The organism is Acidipila sp. EB88, from assembly GCF_003858395.1.
Lineage (GTDB): Bacteria > Acidobacteriota > Terriglobia > Terriglobales > Acidobacteriaceae > EB88.
Genome location: NZ_QWEV01000005.1, coordinates 2,850,665 through 2,875,898 on the forward strand (window position 1 = coordinate 2,850,665; position 25,234 = coordinate 2,875,898).

The following is a 25,234-nucleotide window of genomic DNA, read 5'->3' on the forward strand; positions in this document are numbered from 1 at the left end:
CCCCTAAAGGTAACGGCCATGTGGAACTTCCGTGACCATGCCGTGTCTGCGCTCAAACGGACGGCGAGCGCGCCGGGGTTTTACGTTTAGTCTTCACTACGGACCGGTGCGTGATGGTTGAAGGAGTCAAGCATGGATCAGGGTCCAACTGCCGGGAGGGGGACGCACAGGGCGTCGCTTCTGCACGAAATCATCTCGGCCTTGTCGTTTGCGCTGGACCTAACAGAAGGCGCGGTGCCCGGGCACGCGATCCGGAGCTGCATCCTGGCGCGGCGCATTGCCGAAGCCATGCAGCTACATGCGGCGCTGCTGGGCGACCTGTATTTCGCGGTGTTGCTGAAGGATGTGGGCTGCTCAAGCAATGCGGCGCGGATGTGCCAGATCATCGGAGGGGACGACCGCGCGGTCAAGGCGGGCGCGAAGCTGGCGAACTGGCGGCAGCCGCTGAAGCCGGACCTGGCGGCGGTGCAGATGCTGTGGCGGCACGTGCTGCCGGATGCAGGACCGTTCCGCAGGACCAGCCGCATTCTGCGTATGGCGGCGGACCAACACAAGAACAACCGTGAACTGATCCGGCTGCGCTGCGACCGGGGCGCCAGCATTGTGCGCAAGATCGGCATGCCCGAGCGGATCGCCCGGGCGGTGCGCTGCCTGGACGAGCACTGGGACGGCGGTGGCTACCCGGACGGGCTCAAGGGTGAGGCGATCCCGCTGGTGGCACGGCTGATGGGCGTAGCGCAGCATCTGGACGCGTTCTGCATGTGCCGCGGACCGCAGGCAGCGATCGACGTGATGGTGGCACGCTCCGGCAACTGGTTTGACCCGACGATCGTGAAGGTGGCGCTGAGCCTGCACAATGCGCGGACTCTGTGGGGCCAGTGCATGCCGAGCGACGACCTGGACGAGGCGCATCGGGTGGTGCTGGACCTGGAACCGGACAACCAGGTGCCTTTGCAGGCGCGCGAGGTGGACGTGATCTGCGAGGCGTTTGCCGAGGTGGTGGATGCGAAGTCGCCGTTTACCTTTTACCACTCGCAGGGAGTGGCCGACGTGGCGACCGTGATGGCCCGGATGATGCGTCTGCCGGAGCCGAGGATCGAGATGCTGCGGCGAGCGGCGTTGCTGCATGACATTGGCAAGCTGTGCGTGCCGAACTCGATCCTGGATAAGCCCGGGCGGCTGTCTGCGGAAGAGTTCGAGGTGGTCAAGGCGCATCCGCAGATGGGCCGAGACATTTTGAGCCGCGTAGGAATGTTTGGGTGCATGGCGACGATTGCCGGGGAGCACCATGAGCGGCTGGACGGCTCGGGGTACCCGTTCGGGCTGAGCGCAAGCGAGTTGTCGCTGGATTCGCGCCTGGTAGCGGTTGCGGATGTATACGGAGCACTGGCGGAACACCGGCCATACCGCGCAGCGATGGAGCCGCGCGAGATCGCGATGATCATGGAGCGGGATGTGCCAGGGCGGCTGGACGGGGAGTGCTACGAGGCGTTGCGGGCGGTGCTGCTGCAGGCCGGGCGTGGCCCAAGCCTGGGCTCGCAGATGGGCTTGAGCCTGACGGCGAGCATGACGGAGGATTCGGCGGTGGGCATGATGGCGGGAGACCGTGCAGCGCGCGAAAGTGTGCGCGGGGCGGGCATGCCGATGCGGCCGCAGAGCAGGTAACTCTGGCGCAGTGACGCCCCGGCCTCCGGCGGCTGGTTAATGGCGGGACGCGACCCTGCTGCTCATCGCGGACGACACTGAGCCGCGTGTGGGGATGGCTCCCGGATCGCGGCTCAGCTTTTAGGTAGGTGTGAGGACTGTCGCTAACAGGCGAGGTGTTCGCGTTCGACCTTGAGGCCGGCCAGCGGGCCGAGCATGGTGAGGGCGAAGCGCTCGGTGTGGAAGAGCTTCTGGGCCATTGCCTGCATGCTCTCGACCTTGACGGATTCCACGCGGTCGAGAATCTCCTGCGGGCCGGAGAAGTGGTCGAAGTACATCTGCTGACGGGCGAGGTTGGACATGCGGGAGCCGGAGCTTTCGAGCGAAAGCAGGAGGTTGCCCTTGAGCTGGTCCTTGGCGCGGCGGAGCTCGTCGGCCTCGACGGGGTGCTCCTTGATGCGACGCAGCTCGTGCATCACCAGCTCGATGAGGCGCAAGGCCTTGTCGGCAGAGGTGCCGGCAAAGACGCAGAGCGAGCCGGTGTCGCGGTAGGGGCTGAGGTCGGAGTAGATGGAGTAGGCGAGGCCATGCTCTTCGCGCACCGTCTGGAAGAGGCGTGAGCTCATGCCGCCGCCGAGGATGGTGTTGAGCAGCAGGGTGTCGTAGCGAGACTCGTCGGCCAGCGGCGGGGCGGGCACGCCGAGGCAGAGCTGGACCTGCTCGAGAGACTTCTTATTGCGCAGGATGATCTTGGCGGCGGTCTTGGGCGGGGCTTCGACCTGCAGGGATTTGCCGGCCGGCAGGGCGGCAAAGCGATCGGTCACCATGGCGACGAACCGGTCGTGATCGATGTGGCCGGCAGCGGAGAACACGATGTTGCCGCCGTGGAACCGGTCGTTGTAGAAGTCGAGCAGGGTGGAGCGCTCAAACGAGCTGACGGTCTTTTCGGTGCCGAGGATGGGCTTGCCGAGACCGTGACCCTGCCAGAAGCTTTGCGTAAAGATCTCGTGGACGAGGTAGTCGGGATTGTCCTCGTCCATCTTGATCTCTTCGAGGATGACACCACGTTCGCGGCGCACTTCTTCTTCGGCGAAGGTCGGGTTCATGACGAGATCGGAAAGGATGTCGAGCGCGCGCGGGGTGTGCTCGTCAAGGACCTTCATGTTGAAGCAGACGGTTTCCTTGCCGGTGAATGCGTCGAGATTGCCCCCGATGGCATCGACTTCGCGGGCGATCTGCAGGGCGTTGCGATGCTTTGTGCCCTTGAAGACCATGTGCTCGGTAAAGTGCGAGATGCCGTTGTGTTCGGGCGCTTCGTGGCGCGAGCCGGCGGAGATCCAGGCGCCCATGGCGACGGAGCGCAGGTGAGGCATCTGTTCCGTGAGGATGACCATGCCGTTGGGCAGGGTGGTGCGGCGGATATCGCGCTCAGGCGCGATGGAGATGGCTTGCGTGTTTTCTGTCATGCGCTCCTAGGTTCGCTTCCGGATCGGTTCAGGGGCCGGTTCCGAGGGGGATCTTGCGCTATCCTGAGAGATACCGAAGATGCAGCCCACACTCCAGAACGGGGCCTTCCCCATTGTAGACGCCGCGCCCCAGAGCGCCGCTCGTGCCGTGCCTGCGGCGGAACGGAAGCCACTGTTTGGCATGGAGGCCGCGGCGCTGGCCGAGGTGGCAGCGGAGTTTGGCGGCGCGCGTTACCGGGCGCAGCAGCTTGAGCACGCGCTGTATCGGCAGTGGGTCGGCTCGTTGGACGAGATTGCAACGCTGCCGCTGCGGTTCCGCGAGCAGCTTGCCGAGGCTGGCTATTCGGTTGGATTGCCGGAGATCAAGGAGACGTACCGGTCTGTAGATGGGACCGAGCGGTACCTGATCGCGGGGCTGGACGGGCAGACGGTGGAAACCGTGTGGATGCCGGGCGGCGATGGGGCCGAGACGACGATTGAAGGCGCGGAAGGTACGAGCGACGCTGGAGATACAGGGCCGGCGGACACGCGCGTGGCCGGTGCGCGCGGGAGCGATACACGCGGGGCTGACTCGCGAGGGACAAGTGCGCCGCAGCGAAGGGCGACGATCTGCGTGTCGTCGCAGATTGGCTGCGCGGTGAACTGCCAGTTTTGTCTCACGGCCAAGATGGGCATTGTGCGCAACCTCTCGGCAGGCGAGATCGCCGGGCAGGTGGTGGCGGTGCTGAAGCGGCAGGGTGTGCACCTGGGGCGTGACCGCATCAACCTGGTGTTCATGGGGATGGGCGAGCCGTTCCTGAACTACGACGCGTGGATCGCGGCGTTCCGGCTGCTGACCGGGCCGGTGCAGCTGCAGCCTTCGCGAATGACGGTCTCGACCTCGGGCATCGTGCCGGGGATCGTGCGCTTTGCGCAGGAGCCGGTGCGGCCGAGGCTGGCGATCTCCCTGAATGCTTCAAACGACACGGTGCGCGAAGCGGTGATGCCGATCACGCGCAAGTGGAACACCGAGGCTGTGATCGACGCGGTGCGCGCGGTGCCGCTGGGGCCGCGGGAGAAGATCACGTTTGAATACGTGCTGCTGGGCGGAGTGAACGACCAGCTTCAGCACGCCGATGAGGTAATCGCGCTGGTGCGTGGTGCGGGCTTTCCGGCGTACGTGAACCTGATCGTGTGGAACCCGGGACCCGATGTGCCGTATGCGCAGCCTGAGCAGACCGCGGTGGATGCATTCCAGAAGCGGTTGATCGCGCGTGGCGTGACGGCGTACATTCGCCGGCCCAGAGGCCGCGACATCTACGCGGCGTGTGGACAGTTGAAGCGCACAACGACTTAGCTGCGACCTGTGAGCCGCCGGCGCCGTCTCCTTCGTGCGCCCCGGTCTACCTGCAGGTCTGTGCGGCACCTAACGAAGCGGCCACTTGCCCGATCTATTTACCAGCCTGTTACGAGCCATTTTTGATTGCGCAAACATGGGGACAATTGCTTCGAGATTGCTCCCTCAGCGCCAACTCACCCGCATCACACCCCCGTAGACACCAGGTCGATACGAATCCAGTCGAAATATCGTCTGCGAGGGTCGACCTCAAGCATTTGAGCTGCCGCGCGCTGGGCAGCTTCTCCGAAACTGCTCCAGACACAGAAAAGAGAATCCATGTTCCTGCGCTCAGAAAAGCTGCTCATTCCGCTCAAGAAGCCGACCAATCCAGACCCGAACGGCGCCGCTGCTATCCAGGAACTGTTGGGCGGCAAGTTCGGCGAGATGTCGACGCTGAACAACTACCTGCACCAGTCGTTCGGCTTTAAGGAAAAGAAGAAGCTCAAGCCTTTTTATGACCTGGTAGCGAGCATCACGGCGGAAGAGCTTGGCCACGTTGAGTTGGTGACGACGGCGATCAACCTGATGCTGGAAGGCTCGGTGCCGGAAGGCGAGCCGGTAGACGCGCCGCTGAAGGCCGCGGCCGATCTGCGCAATACGCACCACACGATCGTGGGCGGCGGCGGACACCAGGTGATGGACTCGATGGGCCATTTCTGGAGCGGCGAGCACGTGTTCTCGAGCGGCAATCTCGTGGCCGACCTGCTGCACAACTTCTTTCTCGAGACCGGCGCGCGCATGCACAAGCATCGCTGCTACCAGATGACAACCAATCAGGCGGCGCGTGACGTGATCGGCTACCTGATGGTGCGCGGTGGCGTGCACCAGGCGGCGTATGCGCTGGCTCTGCGCAAGGCGACGGGTGTGGAAGTGACGAAGATGTTGCCGACACCGAACCTGGATGACGCGAAGATCCCGGAAGCGCGTAAATGGATGGAGATCGGCAGCCACCGCAAGCTGTACACGTGGTCGGAAGAAGACTATGCGGACGTTTCGGGTGTGTGGTCGGGACCCGCAGACTGGGCGGATGGCGAAGAGCTTGAAGTGATCAAGGGGACTCCGGACTACGCGGCGGAAGGCCCGGTGATCTCGGGATCGGCCTCGTTGTTCTCGCCGGATTACGCGCCGGAGGAGCTGTACGAGATTGCGGCGCAGTTGATGAAGAAGGGTGGCATTTCGCCCCTGCAGCCTGGGGACGGATTGCACTCGCGGTTCCAGGGCAGCACGCCGGACAGCCCCGGCGCCTCAGCGCAGGAAGGCCGCAAAACGACTTAGTTCTCGGTAAGTCGTTGTGAGGTTTGCTCCAGACGGATAACGTGGTGCAGAAGCGGGTGATTCGATCAGTCTTAACGGACTGATCGGATCACCCGCTTTCTGTTTTGCAGGAGTGCTGCCGGGTGCAAGAGGCGGTGGTCGCTGTGCATGCCTCCTGGCGGATCTGCGCATGGTTCACCTCGCTCCGGCGTCAAGCTCCGCCAGCAGGGCACGGGTCTCAGCGACGACGCGGTCCTGGAAGGCGCGGTCGCGTACGAACGTAGAACCCTGCATCGGGTTGCCGTCCTGATCGTAGTAGCACGCCGTCGTCGCGGAGGCATCGGTCAGGATCCTGGTGAAGACGCGAGCGGCTCGCCCGGGGGTGCTGAGCACTTTTACGAAGGGCATCAAGAGTGGGACCAGCACCGACGCAAGGATCCTGCGGGACGCGCTCATGTGGGCGTGGAGGCCGGTCGCGATCATGATGCCGGGCTCGATGGCATGGATATGCAGCCGGGGGTTTTCTCGCGCAAGCGCCATGGCCGTGACGATGTTGCACTGCTTCGAGGTGGCATACGCATCCATCCCGGGTTTGCTGGAACCGCCGGGTACCCACTCGCCGCGCAGGCTGGCGGCAGCCGAGAGATAGCGGCTCCCGCGGAAGCCGGCACGCACGGCAGGCTTGCGCTCGGGGTCTTCCGTGGCGGAGCCGACAAAGAGTACACACGCACCGTCGTCGAGGTGCGGCAGCAAGGCCTGCGTGAACGCGAAGGGCCCGAGATGATTGGTCACAAAGGTGTTGTCCCAACCGTCGGCAGTGGCGGCGTTGTGCGGGTTCTGGATGCCGGCGTTGTTGAGCAGGCCTATGAGCCGGAGATCGAGGGCAACGATCGCGTCAGCGGCGCGTCGCACGCTGCCGAGGTCGGACATGTCGCAGAGGATGGGCACTGCCTTGCCTCCCAGGCGCTCCACTGCTCCTGCCGTTTCGGCAAGCTTGTCGCGGTTGCGGCCGACCAGGACCAGGGTGCCGGCGGTGGCCAGGGAGAGAGCGGTCGCGCGGCCAGCGCCGGAGGTGGGGCCGGTGAGAATGTAGGCTTTGTTTTCCATATTGCTTTGCATTGAGGCCTCGTGTGTTCTTGTTTTTAGTGACTGGCTAGACAGTTATGGAAGCGTTCAAAAAAATCAGGACAGCATGCGCCACGCGGCATCGAAGCCGTCTTTGCAGTGCCTGCGGGCGTGCTTCGGGTCCTGCGTCATAAAGACCATGGTCGCGTCCGCCGCAGCGTTGAGCAGCATTGCAACGAAGCCGGCCGGCACCTTGCTCATGGGGCCCGCTGCGCGACAGTGTTCGATCAACGCGCCAAGCGGACGCATAGCCCTGTGCGCGGCAGCACGGGTCTCGGGCGTGATCGCGTCGGAGACGTCGAGCTGGGTCAGAGCTTTGCGCTTTTCAGGAAAGGCGACCGCCCAGTGCATCCAGTTGTGCCAGATCTGGAAGAAGTGTTCGCGGGAGAAGTCGCTTTGCTCTACGTTGGCGGTGGCGGCGGCGGCCATTTCCTGCTTGAGCTCGAGGTAAAGCTGGTTGAAGAGCGCCGCCTTGGTGGGGAAGTACGTAAACAGCGAGCCGTTGGGGATGCCGGCTTGCCGGGCAATGCCCATGGTGGGCGCGCCGAGCCCCTGGGCCACGATCAGGTGGGTTGCGGCGGCGAGGATGGCGCTGCGCTTGTCGTCGCTCCTGGCCCTGGGCATAGCAGGATCGTAGTAGATAACCGTCTAGTCAGTCAACATCAGGGGGGGCGTGCAGGGAAAGAACGAGCGGGTTGCGGACCGCCTCGGGATTATTGCGTTTGCACGGAGCCGCGATGGGCGGCGGCGCGGTCAGCGAGGGCGAGGCGCAGCGCAGTGCGGGCAACCAGGTCGGCGTCGTGGCGGAGCACGTCGCCCTCAGCGGCGAAAGCACCGGTGATGCAGCGGATGCCCATGGCCTCGATGCGTTCGATGTCCGCGTGGATCACGTCGGCGCCCTCGGCCACGTAGCGCTCGCGGATGGCGGGCGAGACGGGGGCGATGTTGACCAGAGCGTAGTCGATAAACGGGGCCTTGACGTGCTCGTACATGCGCTCGATGTGCTGCGAGGCGGAGAGATAGAGGCTTTCGTTGCCCTGCGTCATGAGGTTGCAGACATACACGCGAGTGGCGTGCGCGGTGGCCAGCGCCTCGGGGATGCCGGCGACCAGCAGGTTGGTGATGACGCTGGTGAAGAGCGAGCCGGGGCCGAGGGTGATGAGGTCGGCAGCGGCAATGGCTTCCAGGGTCTCCGGCAGCGGCGCTGCGTGCGCGGGCTCCAGCATGAGCTCGACGATGCGTGACTTGGAGCTGGTGATCAGGGTTTCGCCGCGGATGATCTCGCCGGTGTTCATGCGGGCAGCGAGATTGACGTTGACGTTGGTGGCCGGGTAGATGCGGCCGCGGGTGGCAAGTACCTCGGCGGCGAGCTTGATGGCCTGGGCGAAGTCGCCGGTGATTTCGAGCAGGGCGGCGACGAAGAGGTTGCCGAAGGCGTGACCCTCGAGCTCGCCACCGGAGCGGAAGCGATGCCGGAAGAGGCGGGAGAGCAGCTGCTCATCCTCGGAGAGGGCGACCATGCAGTTGCGCAGGTCGCCGGGCGGGAGCATTTTGAAGTCCTTGCGGAGGCGGCCGGAGGAGCCTCCATCATCGGTGACGGTGACTACGGCGGCGAGGTCCGAGATCAGGCAGGTCGCCGGGTCGCAGTCGCCATGGCCGGCGGCGCCCGTGGTGGCCGAGGCCGCAAAGTGCTTGAAGCCGCGGAGCAGGGTGGACAGCCCGGTGCCGCCACCCATGGCGACGACACGCAGCAATGCAGGCGCGTGGTGGGACGGAAGCGACGTCGCGGACTCGGGAAGAAGAAGCTCAGCCATGGGCGATGCTTGCGAGAAACGGGTGCCGGGATAGCGGCAGATGCGGCGGCGGAAGCGAGACTACATCGCTTCCGGGTAGAGGAGCTCGGTGAAGCGGGGGTCGTCGGCCATCTGGCGGAAGTCCACGTCGGAGCGGGCCAGGATGCGGTTGTGCGGGTTGAGCTCGATGGCGCGCTGGAGGTGGTGCAGCGAGCCCTCGGCCTGGTTGGTCATGCTGTGCAGCATGGCCAGTCCGTAATGCACGTAGTCGGCTGTGTCGTCGCGTTCCAGGATGGCTTCGAACTGTTCGCGGGCTTCTTCAAAGTCGCCGTTGTTGATGCAGGCGATGGCGTAGTCGTACTGCTCGGAGGTGGATTCGAACTGAAGCTGGGTTTTCTGGCGCTCCAGCTCGCGCTCGCAGGCTTTCTGGTAGACGCGGACCCGCTCGAGGATCTCCGGGGGCAGCTGGCATCGAGCGATTCGAAGGCTTCGAGCGCTTTCTCGAAGTGGCCGGACTGCATGGACTGAAGCGCAGCGGTGTAGATGCCGAGGGCTTCCTTCTGGGCGTTGTTGGTGATGGGGCGAACTTTAGCAGCCAGCGTCTTCGGGGTAGCTTGCGATTTTGCCATGCGGGCGGCCTTGTGTCTCCTTGCAGTTCCGGATGCGACGCACAGGGGAGAGTGCCGCAATCAACAAGGTAGCCAGGGATGCACCCCTCAACACGATCCGGTTGCCTCGTTTTATACGCAGCCGCGAGCGCACAGTCAACTTTTGGGGGATGCCGTGGGTCCTGAAACAGACCTGTCAGAGCATTCCGGGGCGGCTGAAGTGGCGTGCGCCGAGCACGATTTCCGGAACCCGGTACCCGGAACCGCGCTACGTCCCGATCGGCCCCGGGGCGCGATAAACCGCTGGATTCAGGGTGGGGTCGTTGTACATCTTGAGCTGCCGGTAGTGTTTGAAGCTGCGCTCCGAGGCGAGCACGCGGCGCCATAGCCGCTGCAGGGCCGCGTCGAGGTCGGCGCGCTGCTCCAGCAGGATGCCGAGCCGCTCGCTGTTGCGTGCGGCGTGCCCGGACGGCGCTACCACACGCTCGACTTCTTCGCGGGTGTGGAAAAGCTTCAGCGCCAGGATGGAGAGGCGATCGATCATGAGACCGGGGCTTTCGGAGTGGAGCTCGGCTCCGGCATGGGGCAGGGCGTGCGGAGCCAGCAGGGCCAACAGCAGAGCGTCGCACTGCTCGGCGAGGTCGTTGCGCTGCTGGTTGACACGGTCGATGTGGCGCTTGGTGCGAGCCAGGGTGGCGTCGTCTATGCCGGGGGTGCGCGCCGCGTCTTCGATGTGCCAGAGCTCGTAGTTGGCGCGGTGCTGCGCAAGGATGGCCTGCTCGACCGGTGAGGCGGCCGGGGGCTGGGCGTGGGCGTCCTGATGCCAGAGCAGCGTGGCCTGGTCGTGAAGCGCCGGAATGGAGGGCAGAAGCGGCAGGGGCATGCGGGAGGAAAGGGACCGATGGTCAGGGCGCAATGGTTAGAATAAGGCTGGCTTGCGCCCGGAGCAAAATCGAGCTCGTTTCCATGGGCCAACATGGATCAGCATGGGGCCAGCGTGAGGCCAGCACGCCCTGGGTGGATCGGGTGCCGACGGCTGGATCGCGACTGGATTGTGGATCCGGACAGGCGTGGTGGGTTCGGCGTTGTAGAACAGGCGGGATCGCTCGGCAGCTCTCGCCGGAAATGGCGGGGTCGGCATCGCCCGTGCGGGTCGCGAACGGTTTGTGAGGAGAGAAAGTGTCCGATTCAGCAGCAGCTTCTTCCGCAGCAGCAACCACTTCCGCAGCAATCACGCCCGGCGGGTTTACCCCGTTGACCTCCCCGCATCGTCGCTACAACCCGCTTGCCCAGCAATGGGTGCTGGTGTCGCCGCAGCGCACGCAGCGGCCGTGGCAGGGGGAGGTGGGCACCGTGGCGGCGTTCGGCACGGTGCACCATGACCCAGCCTGCTACCTGTGCCCCGGCAACCCGCGGGCGGGCGGCGCGCAGACGCCGAACTATGAGCACGTGTACGTGTTTGACAACGACTATGCGGCGATCCTGCCGGAGGCGCCAGCGGCGATGCCTACGCCCTCGCCGCTGCTGCGCGGTGAGCCGGAGAGCGGACGCTGCCGGGTGCTGTGCTTTCATCCGGACCACTCACTGACACTGGCGCGCATGGAGCGCGGGGACGTGGAACGGGTCGTAGATGCGTGGGTGGGACAGGACCTGGAGCTGAGCGCTGATCCAAACATCCGGTATGTGCAGATCTTTGAAAATCGCGGCGCAATGATGGGGGCGAGCAATCCGCACCCGCATGGGCAGATCTGGGCGACGGCACATGTGCCAGATGAGCCGGCGAAGGAGGCGGTGGCGCAGGCCGAGTACTTTGCGGAGCATGGGCGCTCGCTGCTGCTGGACTACGTGGCGCTGGAAGCGGAACAGAAGGCGCGCATCGTTTGCGAGAACGACGCGTTTTTGTGCGTGGTGCCCTGGTGGGCGGTGTGGCCGTTTGAGACGCTGGTGCTGCCGCGGACCGAAGTGGCAAGCCTCCAGGCGTTTTCGCCAGCGCAAAAGGCGGGACTGGCGGACATCCTCCAGCAGATCGCAATCCGGTACGACAACCTGTTCGAGACGAGCTTTCCGTACACGATGGGCTTTCATGGAGCGCCGTGCGATGGGGCGGAGCACCCGGGGTTCCAGTGGCATGCGCATTTTTATCCGCCGCTGCTGCGCTCGGCAACGGTGAAGAAGTTCATGGTGGGCTTCGAGATGCTGGGCATGCCGCAACGGGACATCACGGCGGAGGGTGCGGCGGAGCGGTTGCGGGCTGTGTCCGGGGTGCACTTTACCAAGCACAAGAGCCAGGGCCCGGCAGCCGAGGCGCGGTAGGGCTTGTCTACGCTGTCACGCATGGGCCCGAGCGCTGCCGAGCGCCGGGCCGAGCTGCATGCGGTGCAGGGTGGGTGCTGCTTTTACTGCGTTGCGCCGGTGCGGCTGCGCAGGCCCGGGGCTGCGGCGCTGCCGGGCGACGCCACGGTGGACCACTTTGTGCCGCGGGCACTGGGTGGCGCAGACCACCATCGAAACTGGGTGCTGGCGTGCGCGGGGTGCAACCAGCGCAAGGGGCACGCACTGCCGGGGCTTGCGGAGATGCTGCGATGGAACATGCTGGCTGCGGAGTGGCCGCGCATCCGGCCGGTGGACCTGGCGTTGTTCGAGAGCCGGCGGTGCGTTGTGTGCGCGGGGTGGATTCACCCGATGCGGCTGGAAGCTTCGCTGCGGAGCGGACGTGCAACGCAGACCTGCCGGCGGGGTTGTGATGGGCTTTTGCCGGGCCAGGGTGGCTCCTGGTAATTGGCCCGGTGATCCGCCTGGGGGATCGGCCTGGTTCGAGTCGGTGTGCCTGGGCCTAGGCGCGAGGTTCGGAGTCCGGGCGCGGTCTTCAGCCCTGCATGAACGACACGAGGCGGCTCCGCGCCGACTGAGCGTGGCTGCCGCCTCTTTGCTACGGGTGTGCCTGGGCGCTTGGGTCCGTTTTAGCGGTAGCCGCCGGCGGCCTGCAGCAGGGAACCGCTGAGCCAGCCGGCATCGTCCGAGGCCAGGAGGCTGACGACGTCAGCGATGTCAGTTGGCAGGCCGGTGCGTCCGAGCGGGGTGCGCTGGATAGCGGCCTTTTCGAACTCTGAACCGATGAAGCCGCCGGCGATGGCGCCTTCGGTTTCGACCATGCCCGGGTTGACCGCGTTGACGCGGATCCTGCGAGGACCGAGCTCGCTGGCCAGCACCTTGGTGATGGTGTCGACTGCGCCCTTGGTGCCGCTGTAGACCGCCGAGGCGGCAGGGGCGAGCTCGCTGACGACCGAGCCGACGTTGATGATGCTGCCACCCTCGGCCGGGAACAGGGGCAGGGCCGCCTGCGAGGCGAAGAGCAGGCCCTTGACGTTGACGCCGAACATCCAGTCGATACTCTTTTCATCGATGGCCCGAGCGGGGCCATGGCGAAGACACCGGCGTTGTTGACCAGGATGTCGACCTTGCCGAATTTGTCCTTTGTCGCCTGGAAGAGAGCGTCGACCGCGCTTTTATCGGCTACGCTGCCGCCGACTACGAGAGCGGTGCCGCCCGATGCCTGGATCTCGCTGGCTACCTTGTCCGCGCCTGCCTTGTCGCTCGCGTAGTTCACTACGACGGAAGCGCCGTCGCTTGCGAGACGTTTTGCGATGGCCGCGCCGATACCCTTGGACGCGCCCGTGACCACTGCTACCTTGCCTGTCAACTTTGCCATACCGATGTTACCCCTTCAGATGGTGTCGATAGTTTGACGTTCATCGAAAGAGATGAGGGTGGGCGTCCATGGATTCAAGCGGTATGTGAAACGTGAGGTGCGGCCGGGTTGCTGCAGGTGGGTGCTGGTCGGCGTAGAGTGCGTGGTAGGGATGGTTAGGCGAAGCGAGCAGAGGGCGTGTGACGTGTAAGCGGTGCCGTGTTGCGATGGCGGAGTTGAAGGGGCATATCTACCACGGGAAGCGGAAGTTTCGCTGCCCGGGATGTGGGCGGGTCAAGATGAAGAAGCAGGGGAAGCGGTTCGTCAAGGGCAGGCACGAGCGCGGGTCGCACGAGGACTGAGTGCGCGCCTGGGCAGTGCAGCACCTGGGTTGGCAGGCCGTCGCGGAGGGTGGAGATGTTTGGGTGGGGCGGGGATGTGTGGTGAGCTCGCTGGGGCTCGAACCCAGGACCCATGCATTAAAAGTGCGTTCAAGTACTGCGCAAGGATGCGCAATGGTGCGCAATCCTCTCTAAGCACCGATGAAAACAAAGAAGTTGTGGGAATCTGCGTTGTTCTGAGTTGCACCGCGCTGCACCAGAAGCAGGAACCAACAGCCATCAAAACAGCCATTTAGTCCCGGCACCATCATCCTTATATGTTGCGGGCTGCCACTAGTGCATGTGTGGCCAGATCGAGTGCACGAGCTTGCCCAAGGCGTGTAGGTAAGGGACGCCTGCTCCAAGGCAGAGCGCCACTCCACCCAGGATCTCGGCGGTACTGTTCTCCCTTGGTCGTTTGTGAGCCTTCGAATCGGACATGGCTGCTCCTTGTAAGACACTCGGCGCGATGCGTCCATGGAGTGTCTGAGAGCAGCCTACAAACTATGGTGTGGTGGCGCTACATGACCATCGGCACATGCTAGTTGCATTCCACCCCAAGGTACTGTTATGGGCGGATCACCGCTTGCCACCCTGAATCAACTCAAAAGCCACCCTGCCCTCGTAGACCTCAGAAGGTCGGTACTGCCGACGCTCCCCGCACAAGGTGCAGGCGACCACTACGGCATTGTCAGGGACAGAGGCGACACCAGCCGCAATGGGTCTTTGGCATCCTTTGCAGTGGACGATGAGCAGGCTGCGACAAGGGGCACCATGGAAGGCCATGGCCAGAATATACACCTTCGCTTTATGTTCGCCTATCGGGTATTCTGCACTTCATGGCCAGCCACCCCAGCCCCGAGCCCGAAACACGGGTGCAAGATCGTTTCGTGTCCACCATCGTTATCGGAGCCTGCATCATTGCCGCCGTGCGCCTTGCTTGTGAGCCGGACATTGGCAAGTCCTCGCCCCGTCTTGCGTACGCCATTGGGGATTGCATCAGTCTGGCCAGGACGATCTTCTATCGGGTGAGTCGGGGATGAAACGGTAACACTCTAGGTTTGTTGACTTTTTGCACTAAAGTGTGCTTGCGATGTAGATAGTGCTCCACCTTCTTACACGGGGCATGTAGATTTGGCTTGCAAGCAAATCTGAACCACTTGGAGACACTAATGCCCGCCATGAACCCCTTCTCTGACAACATCCACCACACTCTGCCCATAGGCGAGCATCTTGCGGACCTTACAGGATTCTCCGAAGGCCACAACCTTGAAATATGCGACTCCAGCATCAGGGCTTACGAACGGAAGATGATGGGGCCGAATGCTGACGTTCCTTATGAGGATTCTGATATGCAGGATGCCTACATTTTGTTCGCGAGGCTCCGCACGGCGCAGATACGCGACGATAAGGAGCGCAATGCGCCGTACAGAAGGGGATAGGCATGAACCACAAGTGTTTGGAGGTGTGAACGATGTCAAATACGCAAATACTAGATGCCATTAAGCGGGCCAGACTTCAAGACAACGAGATCGTGCCTATCATGAAAACTCTTCTGCACTTCTTACAACGAGACATCAAAAATCCTTCGAAGTATGCCATTCAAACAAAGCTGAACGAGGTGAGGGCCGAAAGCTACACCACCCCAGAGGAGCAAGCTGCGATAGAAAAGGATATGACTGGCCTCTAGCCCAGAGACAAAAAAAGACCCCGCTCATCCGAAAAGGAAGGCGGGGTTTCTTAGTTATTACCGAAGCTGAACGAAACGAACTTCTCCGAGTTCAGCAAAGCCTGCACCGCGAACGGCGGCTCCCTAAGGATCACTTCGCTTGTGGCGTTCCTGTTGTCGTAGAAGTGTCCCACGAGCATCAGGATTGCCAGCACAACCGACTGCGGACAGGTGTTCACCGTCGCACCGTCGCCGTAGCTTCCTGCCACGTAGGTGACCTGCACCGACCCAGGCAGGTAGTCCTGCGTGTAGGGCCAGAACGCACCAGGAAGGGGCACTATGCGAGCGGGTTGACTCGTGGTGTCCACGTAGTAGGCAGAAGGGCTCAGGGTTTGCTGAACTCCTGCCACGTCCAGGTAGGTGATGCTCGCGACGCTCTGGCACCTTGGAATGGGCAGCCGAATAGCAAGCTCGTTGTAGTAGGCACCTGAGTAGAAGTCATCCCGTCCGCGAGTGGGCAGAGTTCCGCCGCATCGGTAGACAGGGAAGTGGTCCAGGGACAACCGCCAAGTTTGATTAAAGAAGGCGCGGTTCGTGAGCCGTTCGGCATACTGCCGCGCTGCCGAGATGTAGGCAGTGATGAGCGTGTCATCGTCCGTGATGTCTACTCGCAGATGAGCCTTGGCGAGTTCAAGGGTCACCGGCTCTACAGTCGGTGGTGTCACTAGCTGGTAATTGAGCATGGGTCTCCAGGAGAGGGGCAGCCGTTAAGCTGCCCCAATCGATTAAGCAGAGTGCTGCACGAGGTTCAGGATGGGAGCGATGCCGGTATCAGCAACCGTGGCAAAGCCAGAGTTGCGGTGATAGCCGATGAAGCCCACTTCGCCCGTGTCCGCATAGCGTTCGTTCAGGCGCAGGATGGAGACATCACCCGCGCTTCTCAGGATGTAGCCATCGGTAAGGCTGCCGAACTGCACAGCACCTACCGCGCCCGCCGTAGCGTTCGGGTGGTACTGGGAGATCACAACCGACTTGCCCAGGATGGTATCGAGCGAATCAGTGTTGACCGAGGGAACGAACAGCGGACGGCCAAAACCATCCAGCACGCCGAGCAGACCACCACGAACCGTGGAGTTCATGACCCACGAAGCGCCGCCCATGTAGGCCGGGTCCAAGGCAGAGTACAGCGCCGCGAAGTCCGCATAGCCGACCGACGCAGGAGCAGCCGAAGTCGCGCCTGTCTCTGCCGTGGTGATGATGGACTGGAAGTTGCCGCTGGACGTGCCAGTAACAATTGCCTTTGCCAGACCACGCGCAATGCGCTTGCCGAACGCCGAACGAATCCAGCTATCGAGATCGAACGCACTGTCCTGCAGTTCTGCCAAGCTCACTTTAATAACACCCGTGGTCATGAAGTCCACGTTGTTGATGAAGCCCGAAAACGCAGGGTCAACTTCACTCACCTGAACCGCTTCGCCAATCACCGTCGAGACGTTTGCCACGTCATTGACCAGGGCAACCTTCATCGGTTCACCGTTGGCGGTCTTCTTCTGACCGACCGCCGTGGTGAGCATGCCCCAAGCCTTCTGCGCTTCGATCAACTGAGGCAGCATGTCCTGAGAGATAAGCTGACCCGTGTTGCCAGTCGTAAGGTCACGCTGCTCACGCAGGTTCTCAGCGTCGATCACGCCGAACTTCAGGTACTGCTCGAAAGCACGGCGCTCTGCCGTCTTCTCTGTGTTCGCAGTCTCGAAGCCAGCACGAGGCGGGCGACCCGCTGCACGCTGTTCTTCTTCGAACTTCGAGACGCGTTCCACGCGGGCGATGTCCTGCTCCAGGGTGTCCACGTCCGCCATCATCGTGTCGAACTGGCTCCGCTGCTCGGTGCTGGGGTTGGTAAGGATGAGCTTCTGTGCGTCGGTCATCAGCTTGTTACGCTTGTCTTTGAGTGCCTTGAGAGTTTCCATTGTGTTCTCTTTTCGTTTTGAATTTGGGCGCAGGGCGTCCACCGACCCGGGCCGGGAGATCCTGCAGGCAGGCAAAATGGGCGCGATTTAACGCAAGCCTGTGAAGGCCCGTTCTGTCTGCCAGGGTTGTGGGTGGATTACTTAGGAGCGGAGGGCAAGCTGAAGGCGCATGTAGCGGGCGACATCTTCAGGTTCAGGGGTTAGGGCGCGAGCTTCCGACTGCTCAGGGCAGCCGATGCAATTGGAATCGTCACAGTCCGCGTTCGAGCAGTCCGCGCAATTGCCGCCCAGGCATTCGGAGCAGTCGCAATCGCAGTCTGCGTCATCGTCCAAGTCGCGTGTGAGCAGGCTTCGAAGCTCATCAGGGCATGAGCGGAGATTCACTGTGCTGGATTCATACGCTGGGTTCGAAACTATGCTTACCTCTGCCAAAGAGGCCCTTGTGATTGTTCGCTTCGCTTTATTTCCCTCTTTGCTCCAGGCTTGCTGGATGGGATTAAAGCCGAAGGACATACCGGACAGGTCGCCCCGAGTGAGTAGTTCTGCCGTGTCTGCTCCGATGGGGCTATTGGGCAGAGTGGCATGGAACTTCAGGCCGTGGGAGTCTTCTGACAAGGTGAGTGTCTTTGAGGATGTACGGGCTAGCAGAAGCTTGGCATCGTGTTCACGAAGCAAACGAACATCGTTCGCTGCGATGGAATCACGGAAGCAATTAGGGGCGATGTACTCGATAAAGCCCATGTCGCAGGAGGGTTTACCAAACACAACTGCATACCCTTCGATGGTCTTGCCGTCTCCTGCCACGCGAACTTCTTCTACGGCAGAACGTACTTCAATGGTGTGTCCAGGTTTACGATGCTTGGTCATTTAGCTCTTTCTGTATCAGGTGTGTGGTTGCGCCTTTGTGGGCGTCGTATGCGAAGGCGCGAACTGCCTTGTCTAGTTCCGCTGCCGTAATGGCGTCGGCTTCCTCAGTGGTCCACTTGGCAGAACGCTCAGTGAGCTTGGTGAGGAAGGCTTCGATGACCTTGGTGGAATCATGCTGTAGGTCTGCGTCGAGCTTGGAGCGAGTCGAGTCCACCGCACACTCTGCAATTCCCTCAAGTAGCACGCGGAAGTTGCTTGTCACTGCCTTCAGGTCTCTCTGCTGACGATGGCAAGTCTTGCGGACGCCATCTGCGAACAACCGATGGAAGGAAGTCCGTAGGCTGCCCAGGCTGGCTGCTGTTGGTTCGTCCTCTGTCGGTTCCTTGAGCAGATGAATGCTGTTACCCATGTTTAATGGGTAGAGAAGCACGTTCCCCTCTGGTACGGGATCAAGGCCAATGACAGCGCGGCTTTCGTTAGCGGTCATATATCCCCACTGCCGGGCCGTGCTTAGAGCAGCGTTCGTTTCTGCGGGGTCGCCTCTCAACAGTTCCGTTACATCGAACTTGCAGAAAATGTCGCTAGCCTGCCCATGGGAATTGAGTAGCTTGTGCTGAATCGCACTCTCGATCTTCTGCATGAAGTGACGCAGGCAGCCTGTCACGAAGGAAAGATTCTGCTGGGATGCGGTCGCATTACTGAGCCGTGACGTGTCGCCTAAAAGATGGACGGGAACGTGCCAGAGCGCCGCAATCTGCTCTCGGGTGTACTGCTGCGTCTGCAAAAATTGCGAATCGTCTGGCGACAAGCTCAGGGGTTCATACTTCCAGCCGCCTTGAAGGATCGCTACCTTCCCAGAGTTAGCCCCACCCTGAGCAGATTGCCAACTGTCACGAGAACTGGCCATCTGCTCATCCGTCAAAGGAGTCTCTACGGACAGCACACCCCCAGGCCGTGCACCGCTGCCGAAGAACCTAGCGCCGAACTTGGTTGTCGCCGCCGCAAGCCCCAGCATCTGCCGATTGTGTGACACGGGGTTAAGGCCCAGGATGCCGTCCAAAGTGAAGTAGGGAACATGCAGCATGTTCGCTGCGCTTATCATCCGCTTTTCACCATTGGGCATGCCGTCCGAAGTTTCGTATGCGAGCAAGCCGTTCTTGCGGACTGGAGCAGTGAGACTGGCGTTTAGATTCCACAAGGCGATGGGGTCGCCCGCACCGTCGCGCTGGATCTCAGCATAGCCATTTCCGTTTAAAGCTACCGATCCAACAAAAGCTTCCCAGAAGTTCTGAGAATTCGTCTCGGGCGAAGGACTGTAGCGAAGGAGCGAGTACAAAGGTGAGTCTGTAGCTTCGCGCTTGCCCTTCTCCGTCTTCTCATACGTGATGAGGGGCAGGGAAGCCACGCTCTGAGCGATGAGCGAGACGGCGGCGAAAACCGTCGTTTGCTGCAGGGCTACCAGTTCGTTGACGATCTCCCCGGACGCGGTAGAATCGCCGCCTGAGAGCCATGCCCATGCACCAGGGGATGCGAGGGATACTGCCGCATTCTCCAGAGAGTTTGAACGCTTCTCCAGGAAGGCATCTTTAAATCGAGAAAAGAAACTCATTCGTAGCCGATCTCTACCAGACGTGAATGCTGGGAGTTATTGTGGGTTTGGGTTGGTGGACTTCTGCTCTATCGAGGGCCATGATCGCCGCTACCAAGCCGTCGATCTTCTCTGCGCTTTTACTTTTATCGAGCTTCATATTTGCGGAGGGGTCTGTCTTCGCAACGGCATTGCCTGCCATCCAGCGCAAGATAGGGTTACCGCCGTGAGCAAGCTGCCCGGAGACAACAATCTCCAGGAGTCGCTTGGTTGGTGCTCCCATACTGGCGAACCCCTGCCCGAACTTGCACATCTCGAAGTTGTCGCCTGCTAGCTGGGTGGTGATCTGTGTGGCGTTCCATCTATCGAAGGCGATCTCTGCGATGTTGAAGACCTTGCCGAGTTCCTGAATCTTCAAGCGGATGGCATCGTAATCGATCACGTCGCCGTCCGTGGCAAACAGCAAGCCTTGCCTATGCCATACCTCATAAGGAACCTTGTCTTCTAGTGACCGCTTGCGGATGTTGTCCTTTGGTACCCAGAAGTAGGGCAGAACGTAGTAGTGCGGGTCTTCTGGAATCGGCGGGAATACCAAGACGAACGCGGACAGGTCGAAGAGTGTGCTGAGATCCAGTCCAGCGAAACACTTTCTGCCCTTCAGCTTTTCGATGTCTACGGGAGTGTCACAAGCGTCCCATTTATCGAGAGGCATCCACACGGAATGTGTTTTTGTCCAAAAATTAAGGCGGAGGGTAAGGAACGCGTTCAAATAAGACGGAGACTCGCGGGCTTTGTTGGCTTCACTCCTTAGCTCATCCCATTGAACCGTCTGCCCCAGCCCGGGGTTCGCCTTGGGCCAGTTTGCCTCGTCAAAAGGGTCGTCGTCCTCCGAGAGTCCTGCGATCCAGGAGAACCAAGCGTCATCGCCCGTTATCACGGATGTCAGAACCCGCTCTGAGTAGGTGTGAAGTTCGTAGCAGAGACTGAGCCGATCAAAGCCACTAGTAGTCGTAATCGCCAAGAGGGGTTGACGCCTTTTTCCTAAGGCAGTAACGAGCTTGTCATAAACGCGTCGGTCCTTGTGGGCGTGGAGTTCATCGATAATGCAACCTGATGGCGAGAGTCCGTCCAAAGATGAAGCGTCGGAAGACAGAGGCTGGAACTTGCTACCATTCGCCGGGTAGCTGAGAAGGTTTCTCTGACTCTTGAGACGCTTGCGAAGCGTAGGACTCTGGCTGACCATCTTTTCGGCTTGGCCGAAGGTCACCTTCGCTTGGTCCATTTTGGTTGCGACGCAGAAGACATGGGCCGATGGCTCCCCGTCTGCAATCAAAAGATACAGCGCGATAGCGGAAGCGAGCGTTGACTTGCCTGACCCGCGAGCTAACTCAAGAAACGCGTACCTGAAGCGTCGATACTTGGTGTCTGCCTTGAGCCATCCAAACAAAATGGACAGGCAAGCCACTTGCCAGTCCTGCAAAATGAATGCGCGCCCCGCATAGGCTCCGTCTGAGTGCTTGCAAAGACCTTCGATGAAGTTGATTACGTGCTGTGCTCTGGCTGGACTGAAGCGGAGGTTGCGGAGATGGCCGTCCTCCAGGTCTCTCAGGTGCCGTTCGCAGGTCATCTTCACCCACCGCGAGACAACGATCTCGCCGCTTACTGCTTTCCTGATGTATTCATCTGCTCTGCCATCGGCTTTAATCGTCATCCTCTGTCTCTTCTTCGTCATCGTCCGGGGGAGTTAAAAAGCGCGATACGTCATCCTCAGGAGCAGGTGCCTCTTGCGCGAGTTTGGTACGGGACGCGGGATCAAAGCCGAACGAACCCGCCAGCCGTGACATATCCTTCAGGGCACCTGAGGCAGCGATGCTTGCGGGATTGCGCTTGAGAACCGTTCCCAGGAGTTCGCCTGTGCGGGAGAACTGTTTGACCTCCATGACGATTCCGTGAAGGTCCACGAGCTTTTCTGCGTCCTGCCATCTTGAAAAGCACTCACAATAGGCAGCAAGTTGGGCAAGATCGCATAGTTCTAGGACACCTCTAGAGGCGAGTTGAGGGGTAATACGACGCCATTCCTTCTTCGCGTCCTTGGTCAACCAGGATGGGCAGGATGGGGTGCTGGGTGTAGCAGTAGGCACGGGTTTTCTTTTGCGTCCAGGCATAATTTCCTTTGTTGGCAGGGTGCGGAGAGTAGACTTAAGGAATCAGGTAGAGCGGCTGCGGTTCGCAGCGAGTTCCTTGAGGCAGACTAGGTGCCACCTCGTATACAGAAAATGGAAGACCGACGGGCTGAATTTAACCCATGGACCCTTCATTTTCTTCATTTTGGAAAGTGTGTTTTTTCGCTTACCCCGTCGGTCCCTAACTCCTTTTGAATGAAGGGATTAGAGGGGCTATACCCCATTCCCTCGTTGGGCAGTCCCTGCGGAGGTGGTGAGCGTCGGTTCGCGAGTCGTATTTGTATGAAAACTAAGCGAGCATGACTGGACCTGGGTTAGTCACAGGTCCGCCACGGCACTGAGCAAGGGTTCGGACAATTGAACTCCTTGAGCGTGCTGTTACCACTGGATAACGTAGTCAACTCCAGTGGCAAGTATCAATCTCGTTGGTTCTAGAAAGCGTTGTGTGGTCCTGAGAGTGCTTCAGGCTGAGGCCAACCGTCTCTTCGGTGCTCGCGTAGCTGACGGTTCATCCAGTGGAATGGGTCAGATGTCTCACGCTCTGTCGCCTTCCTCCAGGTCACGTCAAACCGCTCTGACTCCTTCGCAAGTTCAGCCACCAAGTGCTCTGCAGCCTTGTGGCGTGCGTTGCGCGTGGTGCGCCCGTTGAACGCAAAGGCAAGTTCGTTGTACATGCTGCCTACTTCAATGACCAGTCGCCGTTCTGGCTCCTTGTTGAACATCAGGTAACGCTGCTCAAGGACTGGTGTCACTATTTTCAAAGCCGACACGGCACCGAACACACACAGACTATGGCTGGTTGCTGAGTTCAGATAACCGCAACCGTAGCGCCGGAAGTGACCTGTCTTGGAGTCCATGGAGAAGGACCACCTGTCCGTCTTGGCGTGGGGTGCAACGATGATCGTGATGTCTGGTGTTTGTTCGTTTGGTTCTTTCATGGTTGATCCTTTATGGTCTGGCGTTCATGTAGTCTTCTGTCCATGGGCTGACGACGATACGCAACAATCCACCGAGTGGTCGCGCTTGGATGAGTCCGACTGCTATCAATCTGCTCAGGGCATCTTCGAATGTCGCAGCGTCGGCTATGTGGGCGCGGGTCTGTAATGTTTCTGCCGGGATGTCGAAGTGGCAAGCCTTCTGCACCTTGGACTCAAACGTGAGAAGCACGATGATCGCGACTTCTTCATCTGTGAGGTTGCGGATTGAGTGCGGTGCTTCTTCGTCTTGGTCCACTACTACGCGAGCCGGTAGAAAGAAGTGACGTGCTCCGCCGTAGTAGACGTTCTTCCGCGATGCTCCCCAGTGAAGCTGTTCGCCTGTCTCAGGGTTCACAAAAGAAAAGTGGTTGTGGTCTTCCCGCTGGACGTAGTTTTTGGCTAGCTCCAGTCCAACCGCCGTGTCATAGTCGCTCAAGCCTGTTCTCTCAAGCAGCACATCGAGAGGCAGCTTGAGGATCACGGGCTGGCCCGGGATGCGAGACTTGGTGTGCTTCAGGTTTACTTGGTGGAGCAGGCACAGAACCACCTTGAGTGCGGGTCCGTGGATGGACAGGTTAGTGGTGCCGTTGGCATCCGATGCAATGGCTAGCGGGATGGGAAAGCTTTGGTGCTTCTTCGTTCGGATCATGAGTCGTCCTTTTCTTCTGAGTTCGGGCTCAGCGGAGTAATCCCTCAAAAACTCCGCTGGCCACAGGGTTGGTGGCTACAACACCAACCGCCCAGGGGTCCCATCCCCGGGGCATCTTGTGGTGAAGCTCGTGGTGAAGCTTGTGGTTAATGTCGTTGCAGACTCTGCAAAACCGCTACCGCTTGGCTGCCTCAGTCAAGTTCTTGATTACTTCCGCCTTCAGCGTCTCTCGCAGTTTCGCTTCTGTTTGATCGAAGGCAGGGCGCATGAAGGGATGAGCAGGGGTGTCGCCTTGGTACGTCTTGCGCGACTTGCCACGCTTGGTGAGCGGCTTGGTCTTCTTCACGTTCATGTGGCCGTACTCCACGAACAAAGCGACGTGTTTCACGTCTTTGCGAAACGTCACCGTGCTCACTGCCGACTTGTCGCCCTTGTCCGTGTACATGACCAAGCCGTCTCGAAGCTGCCCAGGTTTCAACTGGGTGGACTTGGGTCCGCCGCCTTCAGTTCTCACAGGTATGAGCGGCTGCAGTTTGTCGTAGAAAATCTTTGCCGTCACTTCCGTGGACTTGGCGAGCGCGTCCGTAATCATCTTGGGGTCCGACAGGGTTTGCAAGCTGGCTACCATCTGCTCCAGGCCAGTTATCTTCACGTTTGCGCTGCCCATCAGTTCTCCATTCCTAGCACCGCGTGCTGTAGTGCGTGGCGGGCTGCTCGTTCCATGTCGAATCGGTGCTTTGCCCCAGGTGCTTGCTCTTCCAGTTCGTTCTCGATGACCCAGATATGCAAAGCCAGTTCCTGAATCAAACCCAGCGTGAGCTTGTGCAACGCTTGCTCATTGTTCGTCGCTGCATCCGTAGGCAGCCAGTTGGCGAGGTCCACGGCGGGATGCTGCTCCAGGGTGCGGAAGCATTCCACGGCGGCATCGGTGCCGATCTTGAGTTCCCTGAGAACTTCTGCATCCAGTTCCGCGCCTGTCTCGATACGTTTCCTTTGATCGAGTACCGCCGTCATTGCTATCAACATCCCCGTGGTCGCGTTGCGCTCATCCTCAGTCTCTGCCGTAGACAGGACCGTGGTAAGGCAGCGTTGCAGTGCGGGCAGGTTGTCCATGCTGATACGCATCGTTCTCATGTAGTCCTCAAGGTGTTTGGGTGGTCGGCTTTGATGAATCGCAGGAGTTCGGTTTGTGGAATCAACAAGCGGCGACCTATGCGCTTGGTGCGGATCTCCAAGTTGCTCACGAGGTAATCCAGGGAGCGGACAGAGATCGAGAGGACGCGGGCTGCCTCTTTGCGGTCGTACAGGAGGCGATCCAGGCTAGACATTGATCTCGCCTTTGTTGAAGTTCGCGGCGACTCCGTACTGAGCGACCCTTACGATCTCCGAGCGCGGGATAAGCCGACGCTGGCCAACTTTGACATAGCTGATGTGGTTGCCAGTGAGCAGATTGTCAATGGCGCGGACGGATACGCTCAGCGCGGCGGCGGCGAGCTTCTTGGTATACAGGTGCGGTTCCATGGTGGGTTCTCCTTTGGAAATGAAAAAGGCCACCCGTTGTGGGTAGCCTTGGTGGTGCTGATGTCGGATTGTGCGGTCGCTACTTAGGCGGGATCGCTGAACCGTGAGAGTGTTTATATCCCTCTATATTCAGAGACACTTTCAAACGGCCAAAAACCCTATCGCGTGTAAAGAAAGTGCAAATAAGTTTGCGGAGGATTGCGCGACGCTGCTTGCAGTAAAGTACCCCTCTAATTTCAGAGACGATTTTTTTGACCCTAAATCCGTCATGGCCTTGAAAATAATTGAAGTCTTTTGCTGAGGCTTGCTTGACGGTGCGAGCAATGTTTACATCCCTCTACTTTCATAGGTCAATTACAGCGCCAAAATCCGTCATGACCTTGAAAATAGTTGGAATTATCTTTGGCTGCTCAGTCGGCGGTCTTGTTCGCTACTTGTTATCGCTGATGCTCTAACACCTACACCTGTACAGAATGG

Annotated in this window: 27 protein-coding genes and 1 pseudogene; 8 read left to right on the forward strand and 20 right to left on the reverse strand. The window is 60.5% G+C overall.

The window, feature by feature from the left end; translation table 11 throughout:
- Positions 1-132 precede the first annotated feature (132 nt).
- Positions 133-1,665, forward strand: a complete 1,533-nt coding sequence (locus D1Y84_RS12380; RefSeq protein ID WP_124848975.1) for an HD-GYP domain-containing protein — start codon at positions 133-135, stop codon at positions 1,663-1,665.
- Between the two features lie 143 nt (positions 1,666-1,808).
- On the opposite strand, the gene D1Y84_RS12385 is transcribed toward D1Y84_RS12380, so the two are convergent.
- Complete coding sequence (locus D1Y84_RS12385; RefSeq protein ID WP_124848976.1) at positions 1,809-3,110, reverse strand: pitrilysin family protein; 1,302 nt, start codon at positions 3,108-3,110, stop codon at positions 1,809-1,811.
- A gap of 79 nt (positions 3,111-3,189) precedes the next feature.
- On the opposite strand from D1Y84_RS12385, the gene rlmN reads away from it, so the two are divergent.
- Positions 3,190-4,446 (forward strand): 23S rRNA (adenine(2503)-C(2))-methyltransferase RlmN, encoded by a 1,257-nt coding sequence (gene rlmN / locus D1Y84_RS12390; RefSeq protein ID WP_124848977.1) that lies wholly within the window; start codon positions 3,190-3,192, stop codon positions 4,444-4,446.
- A 318-nt stretch (positions 4,447-4,764) separates the two neighbouring features.
- Entirely contained in the window at positions 4,765-5,763 is a 999-nt protein-coding gene (locus tag D1Y84_RS12395; protein ID WP_124848978.1) for a manganese catalase family protein, read from the forward strand.
- 174 nt (positions 5,764-5,937) lie between these two features.
- Here the strand turns inward: D1Y84_RS12395 and D1Y84_RS12400 are convergent, their stop codons facing one another.
- From D1Y84_RS12400 to D1Y84_RS17960, 4 genes are all read right to left on the reverse strand, one after another.
- Positions 5,938-6,849, reverse strand: coding sequence for an SDR family NAD(P)-dependent oxidoreductase (locus tag D1Y84_RS12400; RefSeq protein ID WP_124848979.1), 912 nt, complete (start codon positions 6,847-6,849; stop codon positions 5,938-5,940).
- A gap of 75 nt (positions 6,850-6,924) precedes the next feature.
- Complete coding sequence (locus D1Y84_RS12405) at positions 6,925-7,491, reverse strand: TetR/AcrR family transcriptional regulator (protein ID WP_124848980.1); 567 nt, start codon at positions 7,489-7,491, stop codon at positions 6,925-6,927.
- Between the two features lie 89 nt (positions 7,492-7,580).
- Positions 7,581-8,681 (reverse strand): uridine diphosphate-N-acetylglucosamine-binding protein YvcK, encoded by a 1,101-nt coding sequence (yvcK, locus tag D1Y84_RS12410; RefSeq protein ID WP_124848981.1) that lies wholly within the window; start codon positions 8,679-8,681, stop codon positions 7,581-7,583.
- Between the two features lie 60 nt (positions 8,682-8,741).
- Positions 8,742-9,008, reverse strand: coding sequence for a tetratricopeptide repeat protein (locus tag D1Y84_RS17960; protein ID WP_370245809.1), 267 nt, complete (start codon positions 9,006-9,008; stop codon positions 8,742-8,744).
- Here D1Y84_RS17960 and D1Y84_RS17965 point away from each other — a divergent pair.
- Positions 8,919-9,188: a hypothetical protein gene (locus D1Y84_RS17965; protein ID WP_158615450.1), complete on the forward strand. Its 270-nt coding sequence runs from the start codon at positions 8,919-8,921 to the stop codon at positions 9,186-9,188. The genes D1Y84_RS17960 and D1Y84_RS17965 overlap by 90 nt on opposite strands.
- A 348-nt stretch (positions 9,189-9,536) precedes the next feature.
- On the opposite strand, the gene D1Y84_RS12420 is transcribed toward D1Y84_RS17965, so the two are convergent.
- Positions 9,537-10,151 carry a DUF4254 domain-containing protein gene (locus D1Y84_RS12420; protein ID WP_124848982.1) on the reverse strand — a complete coding sequence of 205 codons (615 nt, stop codon included), beginning with the start codon at positions 10,149-10,151 and terminating at the stop codon, positions 9,537-9,539.
- A 296-nt stretch (positions 10,152-10,447) separates the two neighbouring features.
- Between D1Y84_RS12420 and D1Y84_RS12425 the strand changes: the two genes are divergently transcribed.
- Together D1Y84_RS12425 and D1Y84_RS12430 are read left to right on the forward strand one after the other, a co-directional pair.
- Positions 10,448-11,581 carry a UDP-glucose--hexose-1-phosphate uridylyltransferase gene (locus tag D1Y84_RS12425; protein WP_370245766.1) on the forward strand — a complete coding sequence of 378 codons (1,134 nt, stop codon included), beginning with the start codon at positions 10,448-10,450 and terminating at the stop codon, positions 11,579-11,581.
- 3 nt (positions 11,582-11,584) lie between these two features.
- Positions 11,585-12,046, forward strand: coding sequence for an HNH endonuclease (locus tag D1Y84_RS12430; RefSeq protein ID WP_124848983.1), 462 nt, complete (start codon positions 11,585-11,587; stop codon positions 12,044-12,046).
- 182 nt (positions 12,047-12,228) lie between these two features.
- On the opposite strand, the pseudogene D1Y84_RS12435 reads toward D1Y84_RS12430, so the two are convergent.
- Positions 12,229-12,977: pseudogene (locus D1Y84_RS12435) on the reverse strand (SDR family NAD(P)-dependent oxidoreductase).
- 653 nt (positions 12,978-13,630) lie between these two features.
- Positions 13,631-13,777 carry a hypothetical protein gene (locus D1Y84_RS17970; RefSeq protein ID WP_158615451.1) on the reverse strand — a complete coding sequence of 49 codons (147 nt, stop codon included), beginning with the start codon at positions 13,775-13,777 and terminating at the stop codon, positions 13,631-13,633.
- Positions 13,778-14,508: 731 nt separating this feature from the next.
- On the opposite strand from D1Y84_RS17970, the gene D1Y84_RS12440 reads away from it, so the two are divergent.
- Positions 14,509-14,778 (forward strand): hypothetical protein, encoded by a 270-nt coding sequence (locus D1Y84_RS12440; protein WP_124848984.1) that lies wholly within the window; start codon positions 14,509-14,511, stop codon positions 14,776-14,778.
- A gap of 32 nt (positions 14,779-14,810) precedes the next feature.
- Positions 14,811-15,026 carry a hypothetical protein gene (locus tag D1Y84_RS12445; RefSeq protein WP_124848985.1) on the forward strand — a complete coding sequence of 72 codons (216 nt, stop codon included), beginning with the start codon at positions 14,811-14,813 and terminating at the stop codon, positions 15,024-15,026.
- A gap of 50 nt (positions 15,027-15,076) precedes the next feature.
- Here D1Y84_RS12445 and D1Y84_RS12450 read toward each other — a convergent pair whose 3' ends face one another.
- The 12 genes from D1Y84_RS12450 to D1Y84_RS12505 form a co-directional block, all read right to left on the reverse strand.
- Entirely contained in the window at positions 15,077-15,748 is a 672-nt protein-coding gene (locus tag D1Y84_RS12450) for a head-tail connector protein (protein WP_124848986.1), read from the reverse strand.
- Positions 15,749-15,790: 42 nt separating this feature from the next.
- Positions 15,791-16,972, reverse strand: a complete 1,182-nt coding sequence (locus tag D1Y84_RS12455) for a phage major capsid protein (protein ID WP_124848987.1) — start codon at positions 16,970-16,972, stop codon at positions 15,791-15,793.
- A gap of 141 nt (positions 16,973-17,113) precedes the next feature.
- Positions 17,114-17,839: an HK97 family phage prohead protease gene (locus D1Y84_RS12460; protein WP_124848988.1), complete on the reverse strand. Its 726-nt coding sequence runs from the start codon at positions 17,837-17,839 to the stop codon at positions 17,114-17,116.
- Entirely contained in the window at positions 17,823-19,448 is a 1,626-nt protein-coding gene (locus D1Y84_RS12465; protein ID WP_124848989.1) for a phage portal protein, read from the reverse strand. Before D1Y84_RS12465 ends, D1Y84_RS12460 begins: the two co-directional genes overlap by 17 nt.
- A gap of 13 nt (positions 19,449-19,461) precedes the next feature.
- Positions 19,462-21,138 (reverse strand): terminase large subunit, encoded by a 1,677-nt coding sequence (locus D1Y84_RS12470; RefSeq protein ID WP_158615452.1) that lies wholly within the window; start codon positions 21,136-21,138, stop codon positions 19,462-19,464.
- The gene (locus tag D1Y84_RS12475; RefSeq protein WP_124848991.1) at positions 21,128-21,592 is read right to left on the reverse strand and encodes a phage terminase small subunit P27 family; all 465 of its coding nucleotides are present in this window, start codon (positions 21,590-21,592) and stop codon (positions 21,128-21,130) included. Before D1Y84_RS12475 ends, D1Y84_RS12470 begins: the two co-directional genes overlap by 11 nt.
- Before the next feature lie 449 nt (positions 21,593-22,041).
- Positions 22,042-22,548 carry a hypothetical protein gene (locus tag D1Y84_RS12480; protein ID WP_124848992.1) on the reverse strand — a complete coding sequence of 169 codons (507 nt, stop codon included), beginning with the start codon at positions 22,546-22,548 and terminating at the stop codon, positions 22,042-22,044.
- 10 nt (positions 22,549-22,558) lie between these two features.
- Positions 22,559-23,236, reverse strand: a complete 678-nt coding sequence (locus D1Y84_RS12485) for a hypothetical protein (protein WP_124848993.1) — start codon at positions 23,234-23,236, stop codon at positions 22,559-22,561.
- A 175-nt stretch (positions 23,237-23,411) separates the two neighbouring features.
- Positions 23,412-23,903: an HK97-gp10 family putative phage morphogenesis protein gene (locus D1Y84_RS12490; RefSeq protein WP_124848994.1), complete on the reverse strand. Its 492-nt coding sequence runs from the start codon at positions 23,901-23,903 to the stop codon at positions 23,412-23,414.
- Positions 23,903-24,349, reverse strand: a complete 447-nt coding sequence (locus D1Y84_RS12495; RefSeq protein WP_124848995.1) for a hypothetical protein — start codon at positions 24,347-24,349, stop codon at positions 23,903-23,905. Before D1Y84_RS12495 ends, D1Y84_RS12490 begins: the two co-directional genes overlap by 1 nt.
- Before the next feature lie 17 nt (positions 24,350-24,366).
- A complete protein-coding gene (locus D1Y84_RS18935) occupies positions 24,367-24,564 on the reverse strand; it encodes a helix-turn-helix domain-containing protein (protein WP_124848996.1) in 198 nt (65 codons plus the stop codon).
- A complete protein-coding gene (locus tag D1Y84_RS12505; protein WP_124848997.1) occupies positions 24,557-24,757 on the reverse strand; it encodes a helix-turn-helix domain-containing protein in 201 nt (66 codons plus the stop codon). Before D1Y84_RS12505 ends, D1Y84_RS18935 begins: the two co-directional genes overlap by 8 nt.
- Positions 24,758-25,234: the final 477 nt, after the last annotated feature.